At 59.9% G+C, this 23,610-nt stretch carries 12 protein-coding genes; 7 read left to right on the plus strand and 5 right to left on the minus strand.

Annotation, left to right across the window (positions count from 1 at the left end):
• Positions 1-52: 52 nt before the first annotated feature.
• The 3 genes from Mal15_RS27455 to Mal15_RS27465 form a co-directional block, all read right to left on the minus strand.
• Positions 53-5,212, minus strand: a complete 5,160-nt coding sequence (locus Mal15_RS27455) for a DUF1549 domain-containing protein (RefSeq protein ID WP_233903061.1) — start codon at positions 5,210-5,212, stop codon at positions 53-55.
• 654 nt (positions 5,213-5,866) lie between these two features.
• Complete coding sequence (locus Mal15_RS27460; protein ID WP_147870685.1) at positions 5,867-6,688, minus strand: phytanoyl-CoA dioxygenase family protein; 822 nt, start codon at positions 6,686-6,688, stop codon at positions 5,867-5,869.
• Positions 6,689-6,728: 40 nt separating this feature from the next.
• A complete protein-coding gene (locus Mal15_RS27465; protein WP_147870686.1) occupies positions 6,729-9,149 on the minus strand; it encodes an ATP-binding protein in 2,421 nt (806 codons plus the stop codon).
• 317 nt (positions 9,150-9,466) lie between these two features.
• On the opposite strand from Mal15_RS27465, the gene Mal15_RS27470 reads away from it, so the two are divergent.
• The 5 genes from Mal15_RS27470 to Mal15_RS27490 all read left to right on the plus strand — a co-directional run bounded on the left by Mal15_RS27470 (position 9,467) and on the right by Mal15_RS27490 (position 14,292).
• Positions 9,467-10,306, plus strand: coding sequence for a purine-nucleoside phosphorylase (locus Mal15_RS27470; RefSeq protein ID WP_147872578.1), 840 nt, complete (start codon positions 9,467-9,469; stop codon positions 10,304-10,306).
• Positions 10,303-11,196 carry a purine-nucleoside phosphorylase gene (locus Mal15_RS27475; protein WP_147870687.1) on the plus strand — a complete coding sequence of 298 codons (894 nt, stop codon included), beginning with the start codon at positions 10,303-10,305 and terminating at the stop codon, positions 11,194-11,196. The genes Mal15_RS27470 and Mal15_RS27475 overlap by 4 nt, the downstream gene beginning before the upstream one ends.
• 12 nt (positions 11,197-11,208) lie before the next feature.
• Positions 11,209-12,192, plus strand: a complete 984-nt coding sequence (locus Mal15_RS27480; protein ID WP_233903062.1) for a tributyrin esterase — start codon at positions 11,209-11,211, stop codon at positions 12,190-12,192.
• An 18-nt stretch (positions 12,193-12,210) separates the two neighbouring features.
• A complete protein-coding gene (locus Mal15_RS27485; protein WP_147870688.1) occupies positions 12,211-13,314 on the plus strand; it encodes a beta/alpha barrel domain-containing protein in 1,104 nt (367 codons plus the stop codon).
• A 234-nt stretch (positions 13,315-13,548) separates the two neighbouring features.
• Positions 13,549-14,292: a hypothetical protein gene (locus Mal15_RS27490; protein WP_147870689.1), complete on the plus strand. Its 744-nt coding sequence runs from the start codon at positions 13,549-13,551 to the stop codon at positions 14,290-14,292.
• A gap of 148 nt (positions 14,293-14,440) precedes the next feature.
• Here the strand turns inward: Mal15_RS27490 and Mal15_RS27495 are convergent, their stop codons facing one another.
• The gene (locus tag Mal15_RS27495) at positions 14,441-16,402 is read right to left on the minus strand and encodes an alpha/beta hydrolase family protein (RefSeq protein WP_147870690.1); all 1,962 of its coding nucleotides are present in this window, start codon (positions 16,400-16,402) and stop codon (positions 14,441-14,443) included.
• 181 nt (positions 16,403-16,583) lie between these two features.
• On the opposite strand from Mal15_RS27495, the gene Mal15_RS27500 reads away from it, so the two are divergent.
• A complete protein-coding gene (locus tag Mal15_RS27500; RefSeq protein WP_147870691.1) occupies positions 16,584-17,714 on the plus strand; it encodes a lactonase family protein in 1,131 nt (376 codons plus the stop codon).
• 174 nt (positions 17,715-17,888) lie between these two features.
• On the opposite strand, the gene Mal15_RS27505 is transcribed toward Mal15_RS27500, so the two are convergent.
• The gene (locus Mal15_RS27505; RefSeq protein ID WP_233903063.1) at positions 17,889-20,936 is read right to left on the minus strand and encodes a PVC-type heme-binding CxxCH protein; all 3,048 of its coding nucleotides are present in this window, start codon (positions 20,934-20,936) and stop codon (positions 17,889-17,891) included.
• A gap of 298 nt (positions 20,937-21,234) precedes the next feature.
• Here Mal15_RS27505 and Mal15_RS27510 point away from each other — a divergent pair, with 298 nt between their 5' ends.
• Positions 21,235-23,553 carry a coiled-coil domain-containing protein gene (locus tag Mal15_RS27510; RefSeq protein ID WP_147870692.1) on the plus strand — a complete coding sequence of 773 codons (2,319 nt, stop codon included), beginning with the start codon at positions 21,235-21,237 and terminating at the stop codon, positions 23,551-23,553.
• The last annotated feature ends 57 nt before the right edge of the window (positions 23,554-23,610 follow it).

Raw genomic sequence — 23,610 nt, forward strand, 5'->3', positions numbered from 1 at the left:
CCACCTTCTGGCGAAGGTAGCTACGTTTGACGGGCTGAAGGCCAGTCAAACGTTAATGGTTGAACAAAAATGCGGGGCTGTTGATCAGTGCCCACGTCAGGTCTTCGGCTGCGGTCAATCGCAGCCGTTCGACTTGCTGTTTGCTTTGCGCGACATCGCTGCGCAGGCGGACGATTCGGGCGTCATCGGGCGTCGGAACCATCAAGGCATCGCGGCGTTTTTCCAATCGAACCGTTTCGGCGTCGCGTGGAACCGCCTTCTTGGCCTCGGCCAACGCCGCTTCCGCCTTGGCCCGTTCCGGGTCTGTTTTTCCGATGTAATCGATCAGTGTCTTCTTTGCCGCCTCGTCGCGATCGGCGTCGGGTGTCGAGACGATGCTGCGCAGCGTTTCGGGCAGGTCCAACGGAATGTCACCCCCGTCGGTGGTCGCACTGATGCGGAACCGACCTAGCTGGTGATCGGCTGCGTTGTGAAACTGGTGGATCTGGAACTGCAGCACACAGCCGTCGGGGTTTTCCAGCGGTTGCTTCAGCTTGAACGTGGCCCAGTGATCGGCACCGGTTGCCCCGGCGACCGCCCATCCGCCCTGGTCTCGCTTATTGCCGTCAAAGGTGGCTTCGATCGTAAATCCTTGCTGCAAGTAGTCGGCCTTGCCGCTCGCGATCGTCACGTCGGAAAAGGTTTTTGGGTCGGCGTCGGATGCGACTTTGATTTCCAGTTCGGTGATCACGAAATTCCCGTTTGGCGGCAACCCGGGACCGTTGCTCGGCAGCGACGGATCGGACAGGGCTTCCAAGCGAAATCCGGTGATGTTCTTCAGCGACGTCGGGAAATGGACCGTGTAAACCGCCTTGCCTGCTTTGCCGCTGGCGGTGATCGATCGATCGGCCGCGGCGACCAGTTTGGCCTTGTTGGTCGACGACGCCTTGGATGGTCGAAGCGGATGCCATTCGACCGCGGCGGCGTGATCGGATTCCCATTGCTTGACCTTCTCAGCCAGCTTTTGGTTGACCGCTTCGAGTGCCTTGGTGGCTTTCTCGATCCTGGCCTGGCGTTCATTGGCCAGCCGTTCTTGTTCGGGCTTGGCCGCTTCGATTCGTGCGGCCAGCTGAGCGTTGGTCTCGGCGAGTTTGGTTTCGCGGATCTGTTCGAGTTCCTGCTTACGCTCGGCCCACTCGGTCTCCTTGGCCGCCAGCTCTTTTTCCAGCAGTTCGTGATCGATCTTGATCTGCTGTTTGATTTGATCGAAGGCGGCCAGTTCAATTTCGGTCGGTGGCCGACCGATCGATCGCAGGAAGATCTCCGTCGCCAGTTCGCGGTCGTCCGGGTTTTCTTGGACGATGCGTTCGAGTTCGTTTTTGGGGTCGGCGATCGCCGTTGCCACCGTTGGCCCACCGATCAACGCCATGATCGGCCCGAGTTGCAGTTCGCTAGAACGTTCACATTCACAAGCGCTTTCGCGGACCGGGCGCCCCAGGTTCTGAAGGAACCCGTCGTTGAGTTTGACACCGGAGTCGGTGACGGCGGCCGCACGCGTTCCCTTGGGCATGCCAGGAATGTTGCTTTCGGCCCCCGTCAACGCATGCACGGCGTCATAGATGACTTCGGCGGGCAATCGCCGCGGAATCGCACGCGCGTAATTCAACGTGTCGTCTTCGTTCAGCGGATTGGTTGCAACGCTCAATTGATAGGTCCGGCTGTTGCAGATTTGTCGCAGCATCGCGCGGACATCAAACCCGGATTCGACGAACTGTTCGGTCAAATGATTCAGCAACTCGGGATTGGTCGGCGGGTTACCGGCGCGGATGTCGTCGATCGGCTCGATCAATCCGACACCCAACAGGTAGCCCCACAAGCGGTTGACGAAACTGCGTGCGAAATACGGGTTGTCGGCATCGGTCATCCACGTGGCCAGCTTTTCGCGACGCGTTCCCTGTTCTGGTACGTCACAAGGAACCTGGTAGGGGAAACTCGGCGGCGCGACGTCACCGGTGCGTCCATGAATGACTTCGCCGTCCTGCTTGTCGACGACTTTTTCGTACAACGGCTTGGCGCCTTCGACGGCGGTACCGCCGATCTTCTTACCGCCCGAGGCGGGATCGTTTTGCAGATCGACTTGGCCGAAGTACGCGGCCAATTCGTAGTACTGGTCTTGGGTCCATCGTTCGAACGGATGGTCGTGGCACTTGTTGCAATTGAACCGAATCCCCAGGAACAAGTGCGTCGTGTTCTCCATCGTGTTCTCGGGATCACGCAGCACTTTGAAATAGCTGGCCGCCGGGTTGTCTTTGTTGGATCCCGTGGCGGTCAGGATTTGGCGAGCGAACTGGTCGTAAGGGCGGTTTTCGACCACGGCGGTTCGAATCCAATCGCGGAACGCCTTGCTGCCTTCGACGCCGAGGAACTTTCGGTTCACTTGCAGCAGGTCGGCCCACTTGTTGGTCCAGTAGTCCACGTAGCCTTCGCTGCCGAGCAGTTGGTCGATTACTTGGGCGCGTTTTTGCTGCGTCGGCGTGTCGTCGGCCAGGAAGTCGCGGACCTGCTCGCTGGTCGGTGGCAATCCGGTCAAATCCAACGTCACGCGTCGCAGGAAAGCGGCATCGTCGGCCAACTCACTGGGTTGGACTTTGACGCGGCGCCATTTCGCGGCGACCAACTCGTCGATCTTCCCCCAGGTTTCATAGTCTTGCTCCTGGTAGTCCTCGCGATTGCCCATCACGGTCAACGTCGTGGCGACATAGTTGCCTTCGTACCGTGCCAGGATGGCCGCTTCGCCGCGGCGGACGGCCTTCAACAATCCGCCTTTGCCCGCGGTTGCGACTTCGGTATTCCCGCTTTCGATGAACGCTTCACGTGTCACATCACGGATCCGGCCGTCGGCGTAGTGGGCGACCAGGCGAACCTGTTGCTCGGTTCCGATCGACTGGATCACGGGGTTCTGCGGATAGACCTCCAATTTGGTCACCCGCGGGGTGTTCAATTCCAATTGACTGCCGTCGGCGATCCAACGGCGAAGGATCGCGTGGTAAGGATCCCCTTGGGACATCAGCACGCCGCCTTGGTGCGGGGTTTGTCCCAGCGGTTTGCGGAGCATCAGGGATTCCTCGGGCGCGGCCGCGTTGATCCGTCGTGCCGCCAAGTCGTCGGTCAATGCCCGCAGGTCGAAGATCGGATCGTAACCGCGTAAGGACAATTTGAACCCGTTTTTGCCTTTCTGCGCTCCGTGGCAGGTCCCTTGGTTGCAACCCAGTCGGCTGAGAACTGGGTTGACGTCTCGGATGAAATCGACGGCACCGATTGCCCCGTCGGAACCCTGGGAAATGTTGTTCGCGACCACCTTCACGCTGTCACGGTGCTCGCCCAGTGAGACGACGACTTCGCCACCGCCGTTTTGAGTTCCGCACAGTAGTCCGGCGGCCCCCGCCGTGATGAACTCGGGTGTTTCAATGTTGCACGCTCGCGTGACGTCGATCGTGTCACCGTCGGTGGTTGTCGCGGTGACGACCAATTGGACGTAGGCGTAGGGCGATTGAAACTCCGCCGATTGCGGCGACACCTGGATCGATTGGATCGACTTCGGATCCACCTTGTCCTTTGAAGCGGTCTCCAACGTGCCGATCCAAGCACCGGCATCGTAACGAGCAGCGATCCTCTGTTCGTCGCCCGCTTCAGCGTTCTCGGTGGCCCGGTACCAGTCGATCGCGTCGGCCACGGTTCCATCCTCGGCCAATCGTTGTAGCGTCCCGTTGCTGGCCGCGATCAACAGCGAGTTGTCCGGTGCAAACGCGATGGCATAAGCCGCGGCATCGTCGATGTGATAGGCGGCGAGTTCCTTCGTTTCGGTTTTGCGATACGCGTCGGCCTTTTTCTTTTCGTCGGCCGATCGATCGGCCACGCGTTTGGCCAAGATCTTCTTCAGCTCGTCGGTCAACGTGCCGGTAAAGTCATAGGCCCAGACACGGACTTCGGATTTTCCATCCAGGGTCGCAACCGCGGCGATCCGTGAGGCATCGTCATTGATCGCGACGTTGAAAATCCGCCCTTTCATCGCTGGCAACGTGCGAATCAGGTTGGCGTCGTCGCCGATCTTGCGAGCGGTTTCGCGGAAGATGCGATAGACCTTTGCAACCCCGTCGGCACCGCCGATCAAGATTTCGTTTCGCGACGGATGCATCGCGATGCTGCTCAATCCGCCCGACAGTGCCCCGGGCGTGATCGAGGTGATGTTGTCGATAAAGCGTTCGGTTTCCACTTCGGTCAACTTGCACGACATGTCGCGCGCGACCGATACCAGGTGTGTTCCGTCGGGCGTGAAGGCGACGTCACGAATCCAGTCCTCGTGGGCTCCCTGGAACAGGAGCTGCGTTCCGGTGCCGGCGTCGATTGCGCGGACGACATTGTCCGACGCTCCGAACGCGAGCTTGCTGCCATCGGGTGACCATCCCGCACCGGACAACGCGTCGTAGGTGAACGGCGCGGACAATTCCAATTCGCCGCTGGCGGGGTTCCAGATCTGGACTTCGCCACGCACACCCGGTGTGCCACCGGTCGCCGCCAATCGGCTTCCGTCAGGGCTGTAACGGACCGAATTGATCCGCGGGCTGATCCCGATCAAGCGACGGTCGATCACTCCGCTGTCGGCGTCGATCAGCAACACTTCGTGCAATCCCGCGATGGCGATTTGGGAACCGTCGGGCGAGACATCGATCGAAGGCACCGCGGGGGCTTCGTTATAGCGTGGGGGATTGTCCGCGCTGTAGGGAGTTGCCGGCCCGCTGGTCGAATCGTTCTTGGCTCCCTCGGCGATCCAACGTCGCACCAATTCCACTTCGACTTCGCCGAGCGGTTTGGCGGGCGATTTCGGCATCTCCGCCACGCCATCGACCGGCGTGATCTGATCGATCAGATAGCTTTGCTCGGGATGCCCGGGAACGATTGCGGGTTCTCCGGTCTCGCCGCCTCGGACCAGCGACGTGAAATCGGTCATGACGTAGGCGCCCAATTGTTTTGCGCCCTGGTGGCACCCGTAGCAATGCTGTCGAAAGATCGGTTCGATTTGCTTCGAGAAACTGACTGGCGTTTCCGCCACAGAGGGACCTTCCGCCGACGCGGGGGACTCGTCCGCCGACAGCGAACCGACGCAAGCATGCGAGAAACCAACCGCCACCAACAGCAACGCGGCGGCCCGACCGAAGAAGAAGTGAGTTTTCACAATGGATACCTGGGGAATGAACCCGTCGGATCCGCAGTGACCGCACCGCTGACCCGTCGTACGGTCATTTCGAAGGACGATGACCACTCGACGCGTCGGAAACGGAAAGTCCTGCGGAACATTTCATTTCTGACGAAGGCCAGTCCGACACGCGCCGGTTCTGATTCGGTTCAGAAAGCTTCGTGTAGGTAGCCCAGGAAGGGGCAGGCGGGGGGCGGAAACCCACGATTATGGCGAGCTTCCACTCCTTACAACTCTACTGACCGTCGCCAGGATCGTCAACTTCTTGTTGCCGAGTTTCTGCGCCCGTCGATCGGCGCTCCCCCGGGAAATGCCCAAAGCCACCTACTCTATGAGCCGACGGCGCTAGCCGCGGGCCTTGGATTGCCGTTCGCGACTTGTAAGGCCCGAGGCTCTTGTACGGCCCGAGGCTAGCGCCTACGGCTCAGGTTGTGATCGAATGGTGTGACGCACGCTCCACTCGATTTCGCCAATTTTCCTACCTCTCCCCCCGGCCAACGTGCCAGCAAACTCGTTGGGAACCAGGGGAAGGATGGCAGAATGATGTTTCAGCGCAAGCATGGTCTTAATCATTCTGCCCTTCTCTCGGCGCATTGCGGTACATCTCGGTCGCCGCATCGCACCGTGGGGATCCTATTCCGGGCGCGGCTGATTGCTCCAGTGGCCGCTGGGGTCCGTTCCCCGGACATGCACGCCTTTTTCGTTCCAGCCCAAGGCGGCATGAACGTCGGCGCTGCAGTAACGCAGCGTCAATCCGCAGCGTCGCCGGTCGGAGTCGTTGGCATCGCTGCCGTGCAGCAGCAAATCGGCGTGAATCGACGCCTGGCCTGCCTTCAGCGGGTCATAGACCAAGTCGCCGTATTGCTCCGGATCATCGATCGTCTGGTTCAACACGTTGTGCTCGGTCGAATCGCTGGGGCGATATGTCATGTGGCCTTTGGTGTGGGACCCGGCGACGAATTTCATACACGCGTTTTCTTGGTCGGCATCGTCAATGGCCAACCAAACGGTGACCGCCTTGCTTGGTGACAACGGCCAATAGCTGGCGTCTTGGTGCCAGGCGACCGACTTTCCATCGCCGGGCATCTTGCAAAAAAAGTGCGATCCCCATCCGATCACGTTTTCGCCAAACAGATCGGCGACCGGATCGACAATCCGCGGGTCTTTCAAAATGTCATAAACGGGGCCGTATTTCAGATGGGCCGAACTGATCGAATAACTGTCACCGCCGCTGGCAGTCACCTTGCTCAGCAGATCGTCAAAGTAGTCGCGAATCTGGGCGATCTCGTCACCGGAAAAGATCTCCAACGGGGCGATGTAACCCCGCTCGTTGAAGTGGTCGATCTGCTGGCGCGAAAGGATCTTGGGATCCGCGACACCGGCCGGATGGAACCGAAGATCACGCTCCAGGTTTTCCAGTTCGTCATCGGTCGGAATGATTTTAAAATCTTTCATGGTCGTGGGTTGGTTGGGAGAGGGGAATGGTTGTCAGCGTTCATTCAAACAGCGGCGTCGCGATGCCTGTCGAATCGACTTGCCAGGGCGTCCACAGGATAAACACGTCCTGCGTTTTCAGATCGCTTTTGCGGGGCGGGACCGGGGTGGTTTTCAATTCAATCTTGTCGATGTCACACGCTTTGGCAAGCTGTTCGATTTCCTGTTCCAATTCGTCTTCCAATTCCTTGATGTCGCCGTGCAGGGCTTGCAGTGCCTGTTCGGCGCGGCGAACGTCATCGGCTTGCTGCGACGCGCGGCCCACGCCTCGTGCGGCGGTCATCACGCCGCCGCGACGTCCGCCCATAAACGCGCCCAGAATCGAATTGCCGACCGACAGAATCGATGACCATTTCGCCTGGCCGTATTGCGACTCTTCGCGGGCGACGCGGTCTTCGGCGGTGCGAATCTTTTTCTCGACGGATCGAATCTTGGAGGCATATTTCTCGCGGAGCTTCTCGGTTTCCAAGTCCCGCTGTTCACGCAACCGTTGTTGGAAATAGCGTCTGGCTTCCTCCGGGGTGTTGACGCCCGGCGCGTAGCCACTGATTCCGGGACACTTGTAAAGCGTCGTGCTCTCGTTTCGGTACAAATAGTCCTTCAGCTTTGACTTGAATGACCGGTACGGCGACTTACCACGCAGCGCGTCGGGCAGATCACTGAACTGAAACCCTTCCTCGGGTGCGCTTAGAAACTCGGACTGCGGTGACAGGGGTTCGCTGCTTTCCCACAGGTCGTCCGGGACGCCACCGCCGCAGCGGATCATCCGCACGGAGTCGACCCAACGATCCAAGTCGGCGCTGGCGCGGATGTAATGCAGCGACGCCTTACCGCCCAGCGCCGGACGATACACCGCCTTGCAGCCCGATGGGAGCGGTTGAGATCGATCCAAGAATCGTTCTTCGATTCCGGCGGGGAGGACCGGGCGCTGGGGGGCTTGCGGTTCCTGGCTGATCGATTCGCTGTGTTGTTGGCGGCGTTTTTCGGCGGCCGCCTTTCGCTCGGCCATCAGATCGGTGATCTGTCGCCTGGCCAGCGGACCGGCCAAAAACGACATCGCCCACCGGGTTTGAAAGGTCACCGGGGCGTCTTCGTGAACGTTGTTCATCAAGAAGACCCGGTTGCCCAAGCCGGCGAGAATCTGTTCCATTCGGTTGCGATCAAACGGTTGGCCGGATTGCCCGGCGGCGCCTTCAAGCCCTTCCAAAACGCGGGCCTTGTCACGTTCGGTTTGAAGTCGTCCCAAGAACCAGGTGCCGATGTTGGACAGACCTTTGTAATCCAGATCGACGGGATTCTGTGTCGCCAACGCGACGCCCAAGCCGAAGGCCCGGGCCTGTTTCAACAAGGTCAACATCGGCGGCTTGCTGGGCGGGTTGGCGACCGGCGGAAAATAGCCGGCGACTTCATCCATGTAAAAGATCGCTCGCAGTGCGCTGGTGCCGGTCTGTCGTCGCATCCAGGCGACCAATTCATTCAACACGATGGTGACGAAGAACATTCGTTCGGTATCACTCAAATGCGCGATCGAGAGAATCGACAACCGCGGTTTACCATCGCTGGTATAAAGCAACTTGTCGATCGACAGCCCCTCGCCTTCCAGCCACGACGCAAACGCCGGTGACGCCAGCAGGTTGTTCAACCGCATCGCAAGCTTCGTCCGCGATTCGGCAGGCATAAAGGAGTCCAGGTCCAGCACGCCGATGCGTGTGATCGGCGGAGATTGAATCAGGCGGATCAAATCGGGTAGCGGAACGTTCCGGCCCTCGCGCCACTGATGAGTCAAGATCGACGATAGCAGGATGTGTTCCGGCGACGTCAGCGGGTCGGCATCGAGGTCCATCAGGGTCAACAATCCCGAGACCGCGCCGGTGACTTTCTCGCCGATCGCCTCGACGTCGTCCAACGCATCGGTCGGCGGCGCGTCGAAACTTTTCAGCACGGTCAATGGCAGACCGATGTTGCTGCCCGGTGTGTAGATCGCCACATCGACCGCATCCTTGAATCTTTGTATCCGCTGGGGTGATTGCCCCCAGGACTCCAACCCCTCGCGCCACCGCTGGGCCGTTTCGTCCGCAAACTCATCCAGCGACATCCCTTTGCGTGTCGCGTCGCTCTGTTGCAACCACGGCCGGAAATCATTCGCTTTCAGTTCGGGGAACGACAGCGACAGATTCGCCAAGTCGCCTTTGGGGTCGATGCAGATCGCAGGCACTCCGTCCAGGGCGGCTTCTTCCAGCAAGGAAAGGCAAAGCCCCGTTTTTCCACTGCCGGTCATCCCCACACACATCGCGTGCGTGCACAGGTCTTTGGAATCGTACATCAACAGCTGGTCCAGTCGCTGCTGTGACGAAAGATCGTACTGGCGACCGAGGTAGAATGAGGCCAGCTTTTCGAACTGGTTCGGGTCGGGAACAACCATGAAGCAGACGGGGTGGACGAGGGGGAGACAAGGGAAACGCCGATGCGGTGACTGATGAATCAAAGTTTAGCGAGTGCGGCGTTCCAATTCGATGTTCGGGTTCATGGGGGGGCGCGAAAAGGGGTCAGGTACCAAAAACCAAATGGCCCGCAGGGTGCTTCGCATTTTTGGTACCTGACCCCTTTTCGCTTCGCTGTCCTAAAATCCAAGTGGAACAAAGCACGCGTCTTTCCCTGACGATGGCAGCAAGACGGCGGTGCGTTATGATTCTCGCGTCTTGTTCTGTTTCACCCATGAACTCTCCCCCAGCCATCGAAATGCTTGATCTGTACGAAAAAATCGAAGACGCCGCCGCGGCCATTCAAAACGCCTTCGCGGAAACGCCGAAAGTAGCGATCGTCCTGGGCACGGGACTGGGTGGACTGGTCGATCAAATCGATGTCAAGGCAGCGATCGAGTACGGCGAGATCCCGCATTTCCCCACCTCCACGGCGACCAGCCACCGCGGGCGGCTGGTCTGTGGATACTTGGGCGGCGTACCCGTGATCGCGATGGAAGGGCGTTTTCACATGTACGAAGGTTATTCGCTCAAACAAATCACGCTGCCGATTCGTGTCTTCAAACGGCTCGGCGCCGAGTTGTTGATCGTCAGCAACGCCTGTGGAGGATTGAACCCCTATTACCAATCCGGCGACATCATGGTGATCGACGACCAGATCAACTTGATGGGCGACAATCCGCTGATCGGAATCAATGACGATCGCTTGGGGCCTCGGTTTCCGGACATGTGCGAACCCTATGACCAGCAATGGATCGACCGCACGCTTGAGTTGGCCCGCCGCGAAGATATCGGCATCCACCGCGGTGTGTTCGTTGCGGTCGCGGGGCCGAATCTGGAAACGCGGGCCGAGTATCGTTTCCTGCGGACGATCGGTGCCGATGTCGTCGGGATGAGCACAGTTCCCGAAACGATCGTGGCGGTACATTGCGGGTTGAAGACGATCGGGTTGAGTGTGATCACGGACATGTGTCTGCCCGATTCGCTGAAACCGGCCAATGTCGAAGAGATCATCGCGACGGCGAATTCCGCCGCACCCCAACTGCTGAAGTTGGTGACGGGAATCGTCGCCCAGGCCGGGCAAGTGCGGATCGCATGAGCGACATTTGGGACGATCCATCACCGCCGATCGACGCTTCGCTGTCGGTCGCAGTCGCGGCGATCAAGGACCGGATCGCGACGACTTGGGAATTCGACGGCGACGGTGACGGATCGACGATCACCGCAGTTGTCCTCGGCAGCGGTCTCGGTTCGCTGGCCGACAAGATCGAATCGGCCGTCATGGTACCGTTCGGCGAGATTCCCGGGTTCGTGAGATCGACCGCCAGCGGCCATCGCGGACAGCTCGTCTTCGGCACGCTCGGCGGCCGGCCGCTGGTCGCGATGGCTGGTCGATTGCATCGCTATGAAGGTTGGACGCACGAGCAGGTGACGTTTCCGATCCGCGTGCTGCATGCGATCGGGGCAACGCGATTGATCGCCAGCAATGCAGCCGGGGGTGTCCATCCGCTGCTGTCCGTGGGGGACATTGTCGTCCTGAGCGACCAAATCGACTGGCTGCATCGGCGCCGGCAGTGGGCTCGACCGAGTCAAAGCGACGCCGATTCGCCCGGCTTTCCGGTCGGCCGGCGCGGACAGATTTACGACCCCGACCTGGCTGCGGTAGCGCTGTCCGCAGCCCGGGAGGGTGGATTCCATGCCGTCCTGGGCACCTACCTGGCAACTCTGGGGCCGACGTATGAAACCCGGGCCGAATACCGAATGATGCGACGCATCGGAGCCGATGTGGTGGGAATGAGCACCGCTGGGGAGGCTTTAACGGCCGCGAATCTTGGCATGTCCGTGCTCGCTTTGTCGGTTGTCAGCAATGTGGCGGACCCGGATCGTGCGAATGTGGCCGATCACGCAGAAGTGCTAGAGGCAGGGGGCGCTGCTGCGGCTAAACTAGAGGGGATCGTTCGTCGGGTCATTTCCGGTCCAAACGCTTGATTATTCGTTTCGATGCCGCACGTTCCCAAACCATCGCAGCCGGCCAAGCCGGCCAAGCCGCCAACCCCGCCGCAACACACGGCGGCAGGTGAATCGGCTCGAACCGTCGCCCCGGGAGCCGATTCGCGGGGTTCGGATTCACCGCGTGGTGAGACGGTTTCGCGTGAGGCACTCCCTAGCGAAGCCCTGCCCGACGATGCGCCGCAGGTCGATTCGGCGCATGATTCGACCCACGATTCGATGGCGGCGTTCGACCAAGAGTCAGTCGATACGGCCAGTCTGCCAGACGTCGAGCATGAGTTTTCGATGCAGGAGCTGTTCGACGCAGAGCTCCGTCAGGCGATTCGTGCGGTACCCGTGCAAGCCGATGAAGAGAAACTGCCGCGGGTCGAGGTTTTAGGAGCCGAAGGCCAGCACGCTGCGCTGATGCGGATCGACCACCCGGTCAAGCTGCGGGTTCGCGGCACCTTGGGAGATTACGCATTTGCCTACAACGCCCAGACCGTCATTAAGGTCTTCGGCAACGTCGGACACGGCGTCGCCGAGGGGATGTGCAGCGGATCGGTCCGAATCCGCGGTCATGCCGGCCACGGTGCCGGAACGGCGATGACCGGCGGGACGTTGGGGATTTATGGTTCGGCCGGAGATCGAGCCGGCGGCGCGATGCGTGGGGGCGGTCTGTTCGTGCGTGGCAACGTCGGCGACGATGTCGGACTCGGTGCCCTGGCGGGAACGATCGTGATCGGCGGCGACGCGGGAAAGAACTTGGGCAATCCGCTCAGCAACGTTGCGGTGTTCATTCGCGGAAAAGCGGCCAGCTTGACGCCCGGTGTCACCGAAGCACCGCTGCGGAAAAAACAGGAGGTCCAGCTGGGGTTGTTGCTGATCAGTGCAGGGATCCGAGGCGACGCGACCGACTTTCGTCGGGTCGTGCCGATCGCGAAACTGGCGGCGGAAAACGCCGCGCGCGGCGAAGTGGTTCCCAATTGGCGGTAGCATCAAAAAGGATTCTGTGTGACTTCCGATCGACTCGATTCGCTGCACTTGTTGCCCCCGCACGCCACGTCCGTTTGGGCGACCCATCCGATGTTTCCGGTGGCCAAAACGGTCGCGCGAAGCGATGGGGCATCGGTCCGGTTCGAATTGCCATTGTTTTGGTACGAACCGCCTTGGATTCAATTGCCCTTGGAGGTTGCGGGACGCCTGGCCGCTTCGGTCGCCAACCTGGACGTCGTTGTTTCGGCATTGCGGCGTGACGTGGCAGATGATGAAGAACCCAGCGAATTGTTTTCGCCGATCCCGGTGGATGAAACCGCGGCCGGCGATGGATCCCAACCGCAGTTCTTGCCGCGGATGACCCCCTATCGCGCCGAACGCTATGGGTTCTCGCCGGTCGATTTCGACCAAACACGTGTCATTGACGTTCGTTTGGCTGCAACGCGAGACTCCTCGGGACGGCTCGCTTATTCCCCCGACCAGATGAATCGTTGGGAGAACGCGGGGGAGCATTCACCGATCGGCGGTGGCGGGTATGTCGCCACCGGTGCCTTCCCCACCGACGTCGTATCGCTCAAGCAAGCGCAAACCAAACTCGAGCAGTTGCGACTGTTGGCGCCCTCGGCCGTTGTTTTCGTGTCGATCGATTGCTACCGATTGGAAGAGGAGATCGCAGCGGCGCTGATTTCCCAACCCGACGGTTTGATCGTGCGGATGAACCAGCCCGAGATCGAAGGGATTCAACTCGCCGCACTCGTCACCCGGGCGCGGCAACTGATGAACGAGCATGAATTCGCGGAGAAACCGTTGTGGGTTGTGCCGGGCGAAGTCACCGCGCGCGACGTCGCCAAGCTGATCGCCCTGGGGGCCTCGGCGGTCGCGATCGATGCCTGGTGCACTCCCTTGATCCGGTTTCTGCTCGAGTCGATGCCGACGTCGCGATACGATCGGTCGGCCTTCAATCAGATCCCTGCAGTCGCGTCACAACACCTGTGGGACGACATCGACCGTGTCATCGGGCATGTCTCGACCATCATGCCCCAAGGCACGATCGCCCAGCGACTGGGAACGTACCACCCTCGCTGGGCCAAAGCGTGTGGAGCTTCATTGCTGAGTCCCTGAGGCCAGCAGATGACGCAAGACTCGGCTAGACTGAGAAGCGAAAAGGGGGCAGGTAGGAGTGGCACGGGCTTAGTGAGCCGACGGCGCTAGCCGCGGGCCTTGATACGCCTTTTACACGGCGCTAGGGCTCGAGGCTAGCGTCTACGGCTCAGCGTATCGGCTTAAGCCCGTGCCATTCGTATCTGCCCCCTTTTCGCGAACCTCTCCCGCCGTCTCCAACCCCATGGTCCAGCTATGAATCTCATCGACCGATCATCGTCAGCCCGACGAACCGTCGGATTCGTGTTCTGCCTTTTCGGTGCCACACTGGTCCCGCTGGCCGCCCGCGCCGACGACCAGGAACGTGAATTCCGCGAACGAGAACGTGTCGAACGAAACCGTGAGGACGCCGAACAACGCGAAAGACACGAGCGTGAATTTGACGAGCGTGATCGACGGGGGCGTGAATTACGCGGGCGTGATCCACGCGAGCGTGAAATGCACGAGCGTGAGATGCATGAGCGTGAGATGCATGAGCGTGAAATGCACGAGCGTGAGATGCACGAGCGTGAGATGCACGAGCGTGAGATGGATGAGCGTGAACGACACGAGCGTGAGATGCACGAGCGTCGCGAACACGAAGAACGCGAGCGTGACGAACATCTGCGTGCGATCGAGCGTGAGATGCATGAACTGGAGCTTCGTCGCAAACAGCTCGAGCTTCGCGCCGCCGAATTGGAACTCGAACAACGGGCTCACGAATCGATTTCCAAAGCGGACGATGCCGCCTTGGATGCGATCGAGATGGCAGCGGCGTATCTGGAACCCGAAGCGGCCGCCGATTTTCTTGGTGACACACTCGACCAGGTGAGGTCGCCCGTGGTGCAGCATCGATTGCGTCTGCAACTGGCTGAATTGCTGTTCCGCTCTGATCAGCCCGACCGTGCGACCGAACACCTGCGCGCGCTGATCGCCCCGCCCCACCGAGGCGGCCACTGAAAGACCGTGGGGAAGGCTCGCACGATAAAACAAAACCCTTCCCGCATCCGAGCGCACATTTCGCTGCAACCTTTCCGGGCCGTCGTACACGCGACGTTTCACGACGCCCCGGAAAGGACGTCGCACACCCACGGCGAAACGCGATCGCCTACTTCCCCACCAACCGCGTGCGGGCCGCCTTCATGACGTCTTCGATCTCGACGATCCGGCTGACGTTCAGCAAGTCCGGTGCATCACGATTCCGCTCGGGCAACTGCTCCAGGTTTAGTGCATCGATTCGATCGACAAACAGTGACGCATAAAGCCCCCAAACGGCGGCGTCTCCCGCGGCGGTGATCGAAACCGGGGCCGCTTCCAGTCGCGGAGTCTGCCGCAACGCCTGGACTGCTCGGTAAACGTCATAGACCTGCATTCCGGCGAGGGTCTGACCGAGCAGCATGAAACGGCGACGGAGATGTGTTTGTGTCCGCTCGTCGTCGGTCCAGCGAGTCGGTCCGACACCGCGCGGGACAATGTAGGCCGTGTTGCGATTAGCAGTCGTTTGCCGCAACGTTTCGGCAAGCTGCCGGTCGGGTTTCACATCGCCCACGTGATCGGGAAAGAATACCGCCAGAGCCGGCCCCCATTGTTTCCACCCGGCGTCATCCAGGACCACGACGTCGACGTGGGCGTCTGCGCCTCGGTTGGGCTGCAGCACATAGACAGGCAGCCGAAACGGCGATTGGCTGTTGAACTCGATCACCCGCGCATCCGGTATCTCCTTTGCCGCGACCGACGTGACGTCCAAGGGCTCCGGCGAATCGGGCCATCCCCGAAAGGTGAGTTCCCGCAGTCGCTCGATCAGTGAATGGACCGCTTCGGGGGACTCCCAATCCAGGTCCCTCGGTTCTGCTTTGGCGATAAAACTCTCGTGGATCGTCGTCACCCGTTGATCCTGCGGCAAGCTGTCGAACACTTTTAAATCGCGTTTTTCGAACAACGGCTTCGCGGCCGTTTCGATTAACGATTGATCCTCTCGCAAGAACCGGTTCATCCAGCGAAAGGCGGCGATGCGAAGTTCTTGGGTGTCCTTGTGAGGGCCTTCGGTGATTTGCAGCCCCAACTTGTCGCGGGCATCGTACAGGTCATAGATCTTTTGGACCTTCGCATAAACGTCGACGACCCCGTCGAGTGGAAAGATGCGGTCTTTGTCGGAATTCGAAATCAACAGCGGACGCGGCGCAACCAATGCGGCGACCATCGGATAATCCCAGCGATAGGTGTTGACCATGTACATGCAATCGCAATGGCCTTCGACACATCCGTCGACCACATGGTTTTTCAGATTGGTGATCCCCGCCACCGGGACCGCCGCGGTGATTCGCTGGTCGATCGCCGCGATCCACCACGAATACGCGCCCCCACCGCTGCGTCCGGTCACGCCGATTCGATCTCCGTCCACTTCCGCGCGCGATTGCAGATAGTCCAACGAGCGGATGCAGTTGAAGGCTTCCACACCCGCGGAAGAATAACCGCGATTGTTCCACCACCACATCTTCTCGCGATACGTTCCGTGGTGAATGCCTTCGATTTCGCCCAACTGGACCGTGTCGATAGTCAAACACACGTATCCGTTTCGCGCGAACCAGGCTCCGTGATGCTGGTAATGCGTCTTGTTTCCCAGACTCTTGCCGTCGTGCCGTTCGCCGCCGTGCCCACAGACATACAGAATTGCCGGAAGTTTGCCCTGTTGCTCATTCGGACGATACAGATTGGCCGTCACGTACAGCCCCGGCATCGACTGAAAATGCAAACGCTCGACAATGACGCCGGACTCTTCCAGCGTGCCGGTCACCACAGGTTCCAGCGGCGTCTTGGGCGGCATGGGATCCAGGCCCAACATCTCCAACAACTGACGACGGTATTCGGGACGCCGCCGGTTCCAATCCTCCAACGTCTCGATGTCGGCGAATGTCCGCTCCTCCAACTTCCGAGTCTCACCGCGAAAGTATTCGGCGATCAACCGATCGCCCGGCGTGGAGGATGATTCGACGGGTTGGGTGAATCCCGTCTCAGTAAACGCGAGCACAATCAGTAGGGCAGGAAGCAGGGCAGGAAAAAGGTATCGCATCAGTTTCGTTCTCGATGTGGATTCAACGAATGGTGCATTGCAGAGAATGCAGGCAGGAAGGCAGGGAGTTCGAATCGTTGGCAAAGCGGCGGGACGATCGCATGACGGATGATTGCCAGTCGCACCTCGGTCTTCGCCGGCGAGCTACAATGGCGGCTCCACTGAATCTTGGAGAATCACCATGCGGATCGCGGCACTATTGTATCTGTTCCTGGCCGGCACAGTGTGTTCGGCGGAGACACTTGTTTATTTCGGCACTTACACACGCGGAGACTCGGCCAGCGAAGGGATCTACGTTGCGAAGCTGGACGCGGAAACTGGCGCGTTGTCCCAGCCACGGTTGGCCGCCGAAGCCGACAATCCGTCGTTTGTCGCGATTGCCCCCGGCGGCAAGACGCTGTACGCCGTCTCGGAAACGCCTTTCACGGACGAGAATTCCATCGGCATCGTCTCGTATTCCATCCTTGCTGATGGAACCCTGAAAAAGCTCAATGAGCGGTCGACGCGCGGCGGCGGGGCTTGTCACGTGGCCGTCGATCCGAGCGGCAAGTGCCTCGGCGTGGCGAACTATGGCGGTGGCAGTTGTGCCTCGTTCCCGATCAACGACGACGGCTCGATGGGCGAAATCGCGTCCTTCCACCAACACGTCGGCAGCAGCATTAATCCGCGTCGCCAGCAGGAAGCTCACGCTCATTCGATCAATTTTAACGCCGACGGAACCCAAGCCTTCGTCGCTGATCTGGGGCTGGACCAAATCGTGATCTACGACGTCGATTTAGAAACGGCAGCAATGACCCCTTCGAAACAACGGTCACTGAAGATGCCCGCCGGAGGAGGCCCGCGGCATTTCTGTTTCGCTGCTCAGGGAAGTGTCGCGTTTGCCAATTTGGAACTGACGTCGCAGGTCGCGTTGTTGCGTTATGACGATGCGGCAAAGTGCTTGTCGGTCCTGGACGTCGCGTCGACGCTTCCCGGCGGTCGGGCGGTCCCAGGCAACAGCACCGCGGAATGCTTGCTGCATCCCAACGGGCGAATCGGGTACGTTTCCAACCGCGGCCACAATTCGATCGCGGTCTTCGGCATCGATGCTTCCGACGGCAACATCCGGTGGATCGAAAATGAATCCACGCGGGGCGAAATACCGCGGGGGTTCGGGATCGATCCCGGCGGTAAATTTGTCGTCGTTGCCAATCAAAAAACAGGCAACATCGTGTCGCTGAAGATCGATCCGGCGACGGGGGCACTTTCGCCGACCGGCAGCGAGATCAACGTCGGCACTCCCGTGAATGTGCGGTTTTTGCGGCGTTTGTAAGCTGCGTCCGATTGGGGACGCGGGGGCAGACACGGTTGTACGACGTCCTTTCTAGTTCGTCGCGCAGAGCCCCACGGGCGACGGCCCGGAAGGGCCATCGTAGGTGCGAGAAAAGCATCGCCCTAAGCTGGCCGGTCCCTCAAGGCTAGACACCAACGGTTGCCCGATTCCCACTCACCTGCGTGTGCCCAGCATCAGATAGGCGAACAGGTCGACGATTTGTTGATCCGTCATGTCTTTAAATACTTGCTCGGGCATCAGCGACGTCTTGATCGCTTTGAACTGTTCCAGATCGTTTCGCACCAGCACGACCGACTGGTCATCGGCGGTGCGGAGTGTGACCGTTTTGGGATCTTGGGCAGCCATCATCCCGGTGACGACACGGCCGTCGTCGGTCAACGCCATGTACGACTGAAACCCTTCGCGGATTTCCAGACTCGGTTCGATGATCGCCGGCAACCAGAACTTCAAACTGCCCCGCTCGTAGCCGTCCAGCGGCGGACCGATCGTTTTCCCCTCGCCGAAAAGCTTGTGGCAGGTCCCGCACTTGGACATGAAGTGTTTTTTGCCTGCTTCGGGATCGCCGGCGGAGTGGCTCAGCAAATCCGTCAGCCGCTCGATCTCCGCGATCTTTTCGGCCGAGGAAACCGTCACGGCTTTGCCGAAGGCCTGTTCGACCCGGGCGACGAAGGTGGGATCGTCGTACGTCCGCAACCGTTGAATCACATCTTCGGGGACCTCGGGGACGCGGACGCGCCACTGGATCACCTCTTCCAACAATCGATCGGCCCAGGAGGCGCGGCTGGCCAACGTTCGACACGCCGCGGCACGCAGTCCATGTTCGCGTGAAATCTTGCCGTAGAACGCGCCGATCAATCCGGATGCGATTCGGGCATCGTCAAAGTATGCCAGCGTCGTGATCGCCACTCGCTGGAGCGCCGGTTCCCCGGTTTCACGCCCCGTCGCCAATCGCAACAAGACATCAACGCTTTGGGTCAGGCTTAGCTCGCCAAGTGTCTGCGCGATTTCGATCCGCAGCCCCAGGTCGGTCGAGGGGTCACGCAACAATTTGATTGCCTGATCGGCCGCGCCGTCTCGGCCGCTGCGGAGGGCCAGCACCGCGCCCGACTCGCCGCGTGATTCTTGATAGGTCGACAACGCCTGGTCCAAACGTTTGGGCAACGCCGGGATCGAGCGTCCTTGAAACGCCTTTGTCAGCCCGACCAACAGGATTTCGCGCGTCGTTTCGTTCGGTGCCATCGCGACCAAGGCGTCGCAGCGGTCCATGTCGGCGGCCGTTCCCGAGGCTGCATAACGCTGCGCCAATCGGCCGAGGATGGATTGCCGTACCAGGGGACGGTGCCAGGAGGCGTCGCTTGAAAAAAACGTCTCGATCGCGTTCCAATCATCCGCATGGGCTTCGACTGCCCACCAATACAGCAGCGGCAAATGAGGGTCCTGCGCGTCCTCGTCACGTCGCGTCAGTCGGTCGATGATCGCCAGCCCGGTGTCACTGTCGATCCGTTTGGCCGTCGATGCGAGTTGGCTGCGGACTTGCAAATCGGTTTCGGTTTCCGCCAAGGCCACCATTTCGTGGTGGCCTTCGTGTCGATCGCCCATCAGACGTACTGCCCAACGCCGGATGTGGGGATTGTCGTGACGCATCCAACCGCCAGCCCGCTCGGTTGACAATTCTCCCATCAGATTCAGCGCCCAAAGCGATTCCAATGATTCGGCGTGTTCCACACGTTCAACGAGCGAGGCGACTGCTTCGGGATCCTTTCGCCAGCCGAGCACCAGAGCGGCTCGACGGCGCAACCATTTGTTGGGTGAATCAAAGTGGTCGATCAGGTCCTCACTTGGCAACGTCGTCAGATCGCCCGATCGGTAAACGGGCTTGGATCCTTTGGGGCGAATTCGATAGATCCGTCCGCTGTCTTTGTGCCAATCATCGACGGGATTGACGTGGGACAATCGGGTGTCGTACCAGTCCGCCAGATAGATCGCACCATCGGGGCCCGCGCCGGCGTAGACCGGCCGGAACCAGCGATCATCGGTTTCAACCAGGTTCTCGACGTCTTCGGTGCGATAGGTCGATCCGTCGCGAATCAGACGGCTGTTCCAAACCAGGTTGTGCAATGAATTCGGCGCGACGATCGTCCGATCGAAGTTATCCGAGAACAAGCCGCCTTCGTAAATCATGAATGCTTGAGCGAATCGTCGCGTGTCGCCTTTCATCGGCATTCCGGTGAAATAGCCGAACGCATAGGGATTGGTCAACGGCCCGTGCTTGCCCCAGTTTTTGTCGCTGTAGCTTCCCTGCGGATAGTGATAACCGCGTTTGCTGCCGCCGTTGGTTCCCGAAAAGACCTGTCCTTTCGAATCGATTTCCACACTGAACGTGTTCCCGCCGCCTTCGGCATAAACTTCGAACACTTTCGTTTCGGGATGATAACGCCAAATGCATTGCCCTTCGAAAGCCACGCCCTTGGTCACTTCGGAGCTGACCGTTCCCGCCGTCGTGCTGCCGTTGGCACCGTACAGCCAACCATCGGGTCCCCACAGCAAGCTGTTGGCGACCGAGTGCGTGTCCTGTAACCCGAATCCCGACAGATGCACTTCTGGATCACCGTCGGGGATGTCATCGCCATCGGCATCGGGATAGTGCAGCAGGTACGGCGGGTTTAAAACCCAGATGCCTTTCGGACCGACTTGAACCGAGGTCGCGATGTTTAGACCCTCGATCACGTCCTTGGCGGAATCGTACACGCCGTCGCCATCGGTATCGCTGAACACCGTGATCTTGTCCGCCCCGCGATCACCGTGCGGCGGCGGCTCGGGCACCTTGTCGTAGACCGCACGCAAGTATTGATCGAATCGCTCGACCTTCAGTCCCGCCGGATACTGGTACTGGCGATACTGCACCGCCCACATGCGGCCGCGGGAGTCCCAGGTCAGAAACAAGGGCTGGGAAAGCTCGGGCTCGTGCGCGATCAGGTCCGCTTCGACGTCGCTGCGAAGACGCAGTCGGCTGATCATCGCCTCCGGCGGCGTCAGCTCCGATTCGTCTCGTTGGGCCCCCTTTGCAGAAAACGTGCGAAAAATCTCCGCGACCTTTTCATTCCCAGCCGGGCTTTCCTCCGTCGTCGTCTGCGCATCCAGACTGGGGGTCAAAGGAAAGACCGCGGACCAAACCACCATCAAAAGAAACACCAAACGCATCTGATTCCGCCACGTAAAAGTTAGACATCCGGCCGATCCAGATGATAGTCGAACGGGATCGGCCGGGGGGCGACATCCGCGTTGATTGGGCAGCGGGGAACCCGAAGCCATCGCCCGATTCGCCTACCCCAGCGCCAGGAGATCGCTGCGTTGCTATCAATTCTGGCGTGAAACTGCCCTTCCACTGGTGCGACGGACTGCCGTATGTTTCACGCGCACTCAACCCGCGCGAGAGGACGTCAATCCAGCTCCTTCGATCTCGCGGGGCGAACCCCTTTCCCATGGATGGGACGAATCGATGGATGATCGCCGGCGCAACGACTACCCCACCGCCTACACCACTGCTGCACATCCCCACGCCGCACCACCAATCACCACTTCGCCCGAACCAACACGCGCGGGCGGGCGATTTCCAGGCGAGGTTCACCGCGATTGGAGTTACGCCGACGGTCCCGGTTTCACGGCGATGCCGCATCAAACGATCAGCCCCTCGTTCGTGACAGGTACGGCTGCTGACGTCCGGTTGTATCATGCCGAAATCGCCCGACTGAGACACCTGCTCGCATCCACACAGTCGGCGTGTGCGCAACAAGTCACTGCACTGCGGCAGCGCGGTGAGCAGGCATTTGTTCAACAACGCAATCTCCTGTCGGGACAAATCGAGTCCCTGCAACAGAAGCTCACATCCCTGCAACGAGAAAACCAACAAAGCCAGCAGAGTCACGCGCAGGAAATCGTCGGCGTCCGGAATCAACTTTCCCAAGCGCGACGTTGCGCCGAAACAGCGAACCGGCAAATCGTCGATCTGAAACAGGAGCTCGCCAACGTCGCGACCGCAGCCTCGACCGAACAACAAGAACTCCAACGTTCCTGCGAATCGATCGTCACTCGGCACCACGCCACCATCGCCGAGCACCTCGCCACGATCGAAAACCTGCAAAAGCGGGTCGACGACCAGGAGCAGATTTTGAAGCACTGGCGTGCCGCACAAGAACAAGCGGTGCAGTTGAGCGAATGGTATGAATCCGAACACGAACGCGACCGCGCTCGCTTCGCCGAACTCAGCGAGGACTTTGCGCAGTTCCGCTCGCGGACCAACGAAGAGCTAACCCTTTGCGATGACGAGATCGCGACGCTGGAGGCAACCGCCGGGATCTTGGCAACCGATCACGAAACGGTCGAACTGATCAATGCCGACCTGGATCATCTGAACGCCAAACTGGAATCCGAACTCCAATCGTTGCAAGTCGATCTTGAATCGGTCGTCGCCCAGTCCACGCGTGACGGGCAGGAGGCTCAACGTGTCATCGAAAGGTTGCGTGGGGAATTACATGAGGCCCGAGTGCGTCTGGGCGCGGTCTCGGAAGAGAAACAGTCCTTGATCGAGACCGTCGCCAATTTGAAGGAGACGGCGGACGATTTTGACGCGTCGCTGTTTGCCAAGGATCAAGAGATCGATGCGACCAAACGGCTCGTTGCCGAAACACAACGACAACTGGAGCAGTTGCGTCGCGAGAATGCGGGATTGGCCAGCCAGAACGACCAGATGCGAAACCGAGTTCGCGACGTCAATAACGAGGTCGAGCGGTTGCAGAGCGAGCTTGCCGACGCGAAGAATCGAGTGGAGCAAGCCGAGGCCGCGGTAGACGAACGCGAACACCAGCTGCGCGAAATTCAATCCGCCGCCCGAGCCGCGGACGCCAATGCATTGTTGAGAGCCAGCGAAGCCGAACAACAGTACGCGGTCGAACTCGAGCGGCTGGAAGCTGAACTCGCCGAACAGAAAGAATCACAGGACCATCGTTCGAATCACGAAGCCGCGGCCCAGACTCGGATCGCGGAACTCGAAGATGCCTTGGCTGAAAGCCGTCGCGCAGTTTCGGCTTCGTCGGCCGAGAATGACCGTCTGCAGCAAACGATCGACCAGCTTGGGAGGCGAATTGCCGACCTGGAGATGGCGGCGGAGACGAAAGCCGAACAGGTCACATCGCTTCAAGCTGCGTTGGCCGACCTGCAACGCGAAGCTTCCGAGAATGAGCAAGAGAACGCTCTGCTGACCTCCGATAGCCTTGATCGAAAGCAGCAGTTGGCCGAGTTCGCCGATCGACTCGCTTCGGCACAACACACGATCGAGCAACAACAGAAATCGCTGGACGAAAAGGAGCAACAATTGGAATCGCTCCAACAATCGCCGCCAGAGAATGAATCGGGAACGCAGACTTTGGAAGCGGTCAGGGCGGAGCTGGAAACCGAATTCCAGGCCAGGTGGTCGGCCCAAGTAAGGGAGTCGGAGCAGCACCAATTGACGCTACGCGAACGACACCATCAAAACGAATTGAATCTTCAGCGAACGATCGACGGTTTGCAGCGACAGATCCAAGAACTGGTCGATCAACGCGCGTCCTTTGAATCGCAGCAAGCCGAAGCGACCGAGCAAATCCGAGCATTGCAGACGGAAGTTGATCATTGGGCACAGCACAAGCGTCCGATCGACGAAGTCAATCGTTTGAGCGCCGAATTATCACGCCGGATCGGTCAGCACGCGCGCGAGCGTGAAGCGTTGCTCTGGCGAATCGAGCAACTGCAAACCGTCCGAAACCTCGCCCGCGCGGCCTGATCACATTGCAAGTCATTCGCCCTAAGGGTTGTGCGGGTGTCCGCTACGCGGCCATGG

This window comes from Stieleria maiorica (genome assembly GCF_008035925.1).
In the GTDB taxonomy this organism is placed as follows: Bacteria; Planctomycetota; Planctomycetia; order Pirellulales; family Pirellulaceae; genus Stieleria; species Stieleria maiorica.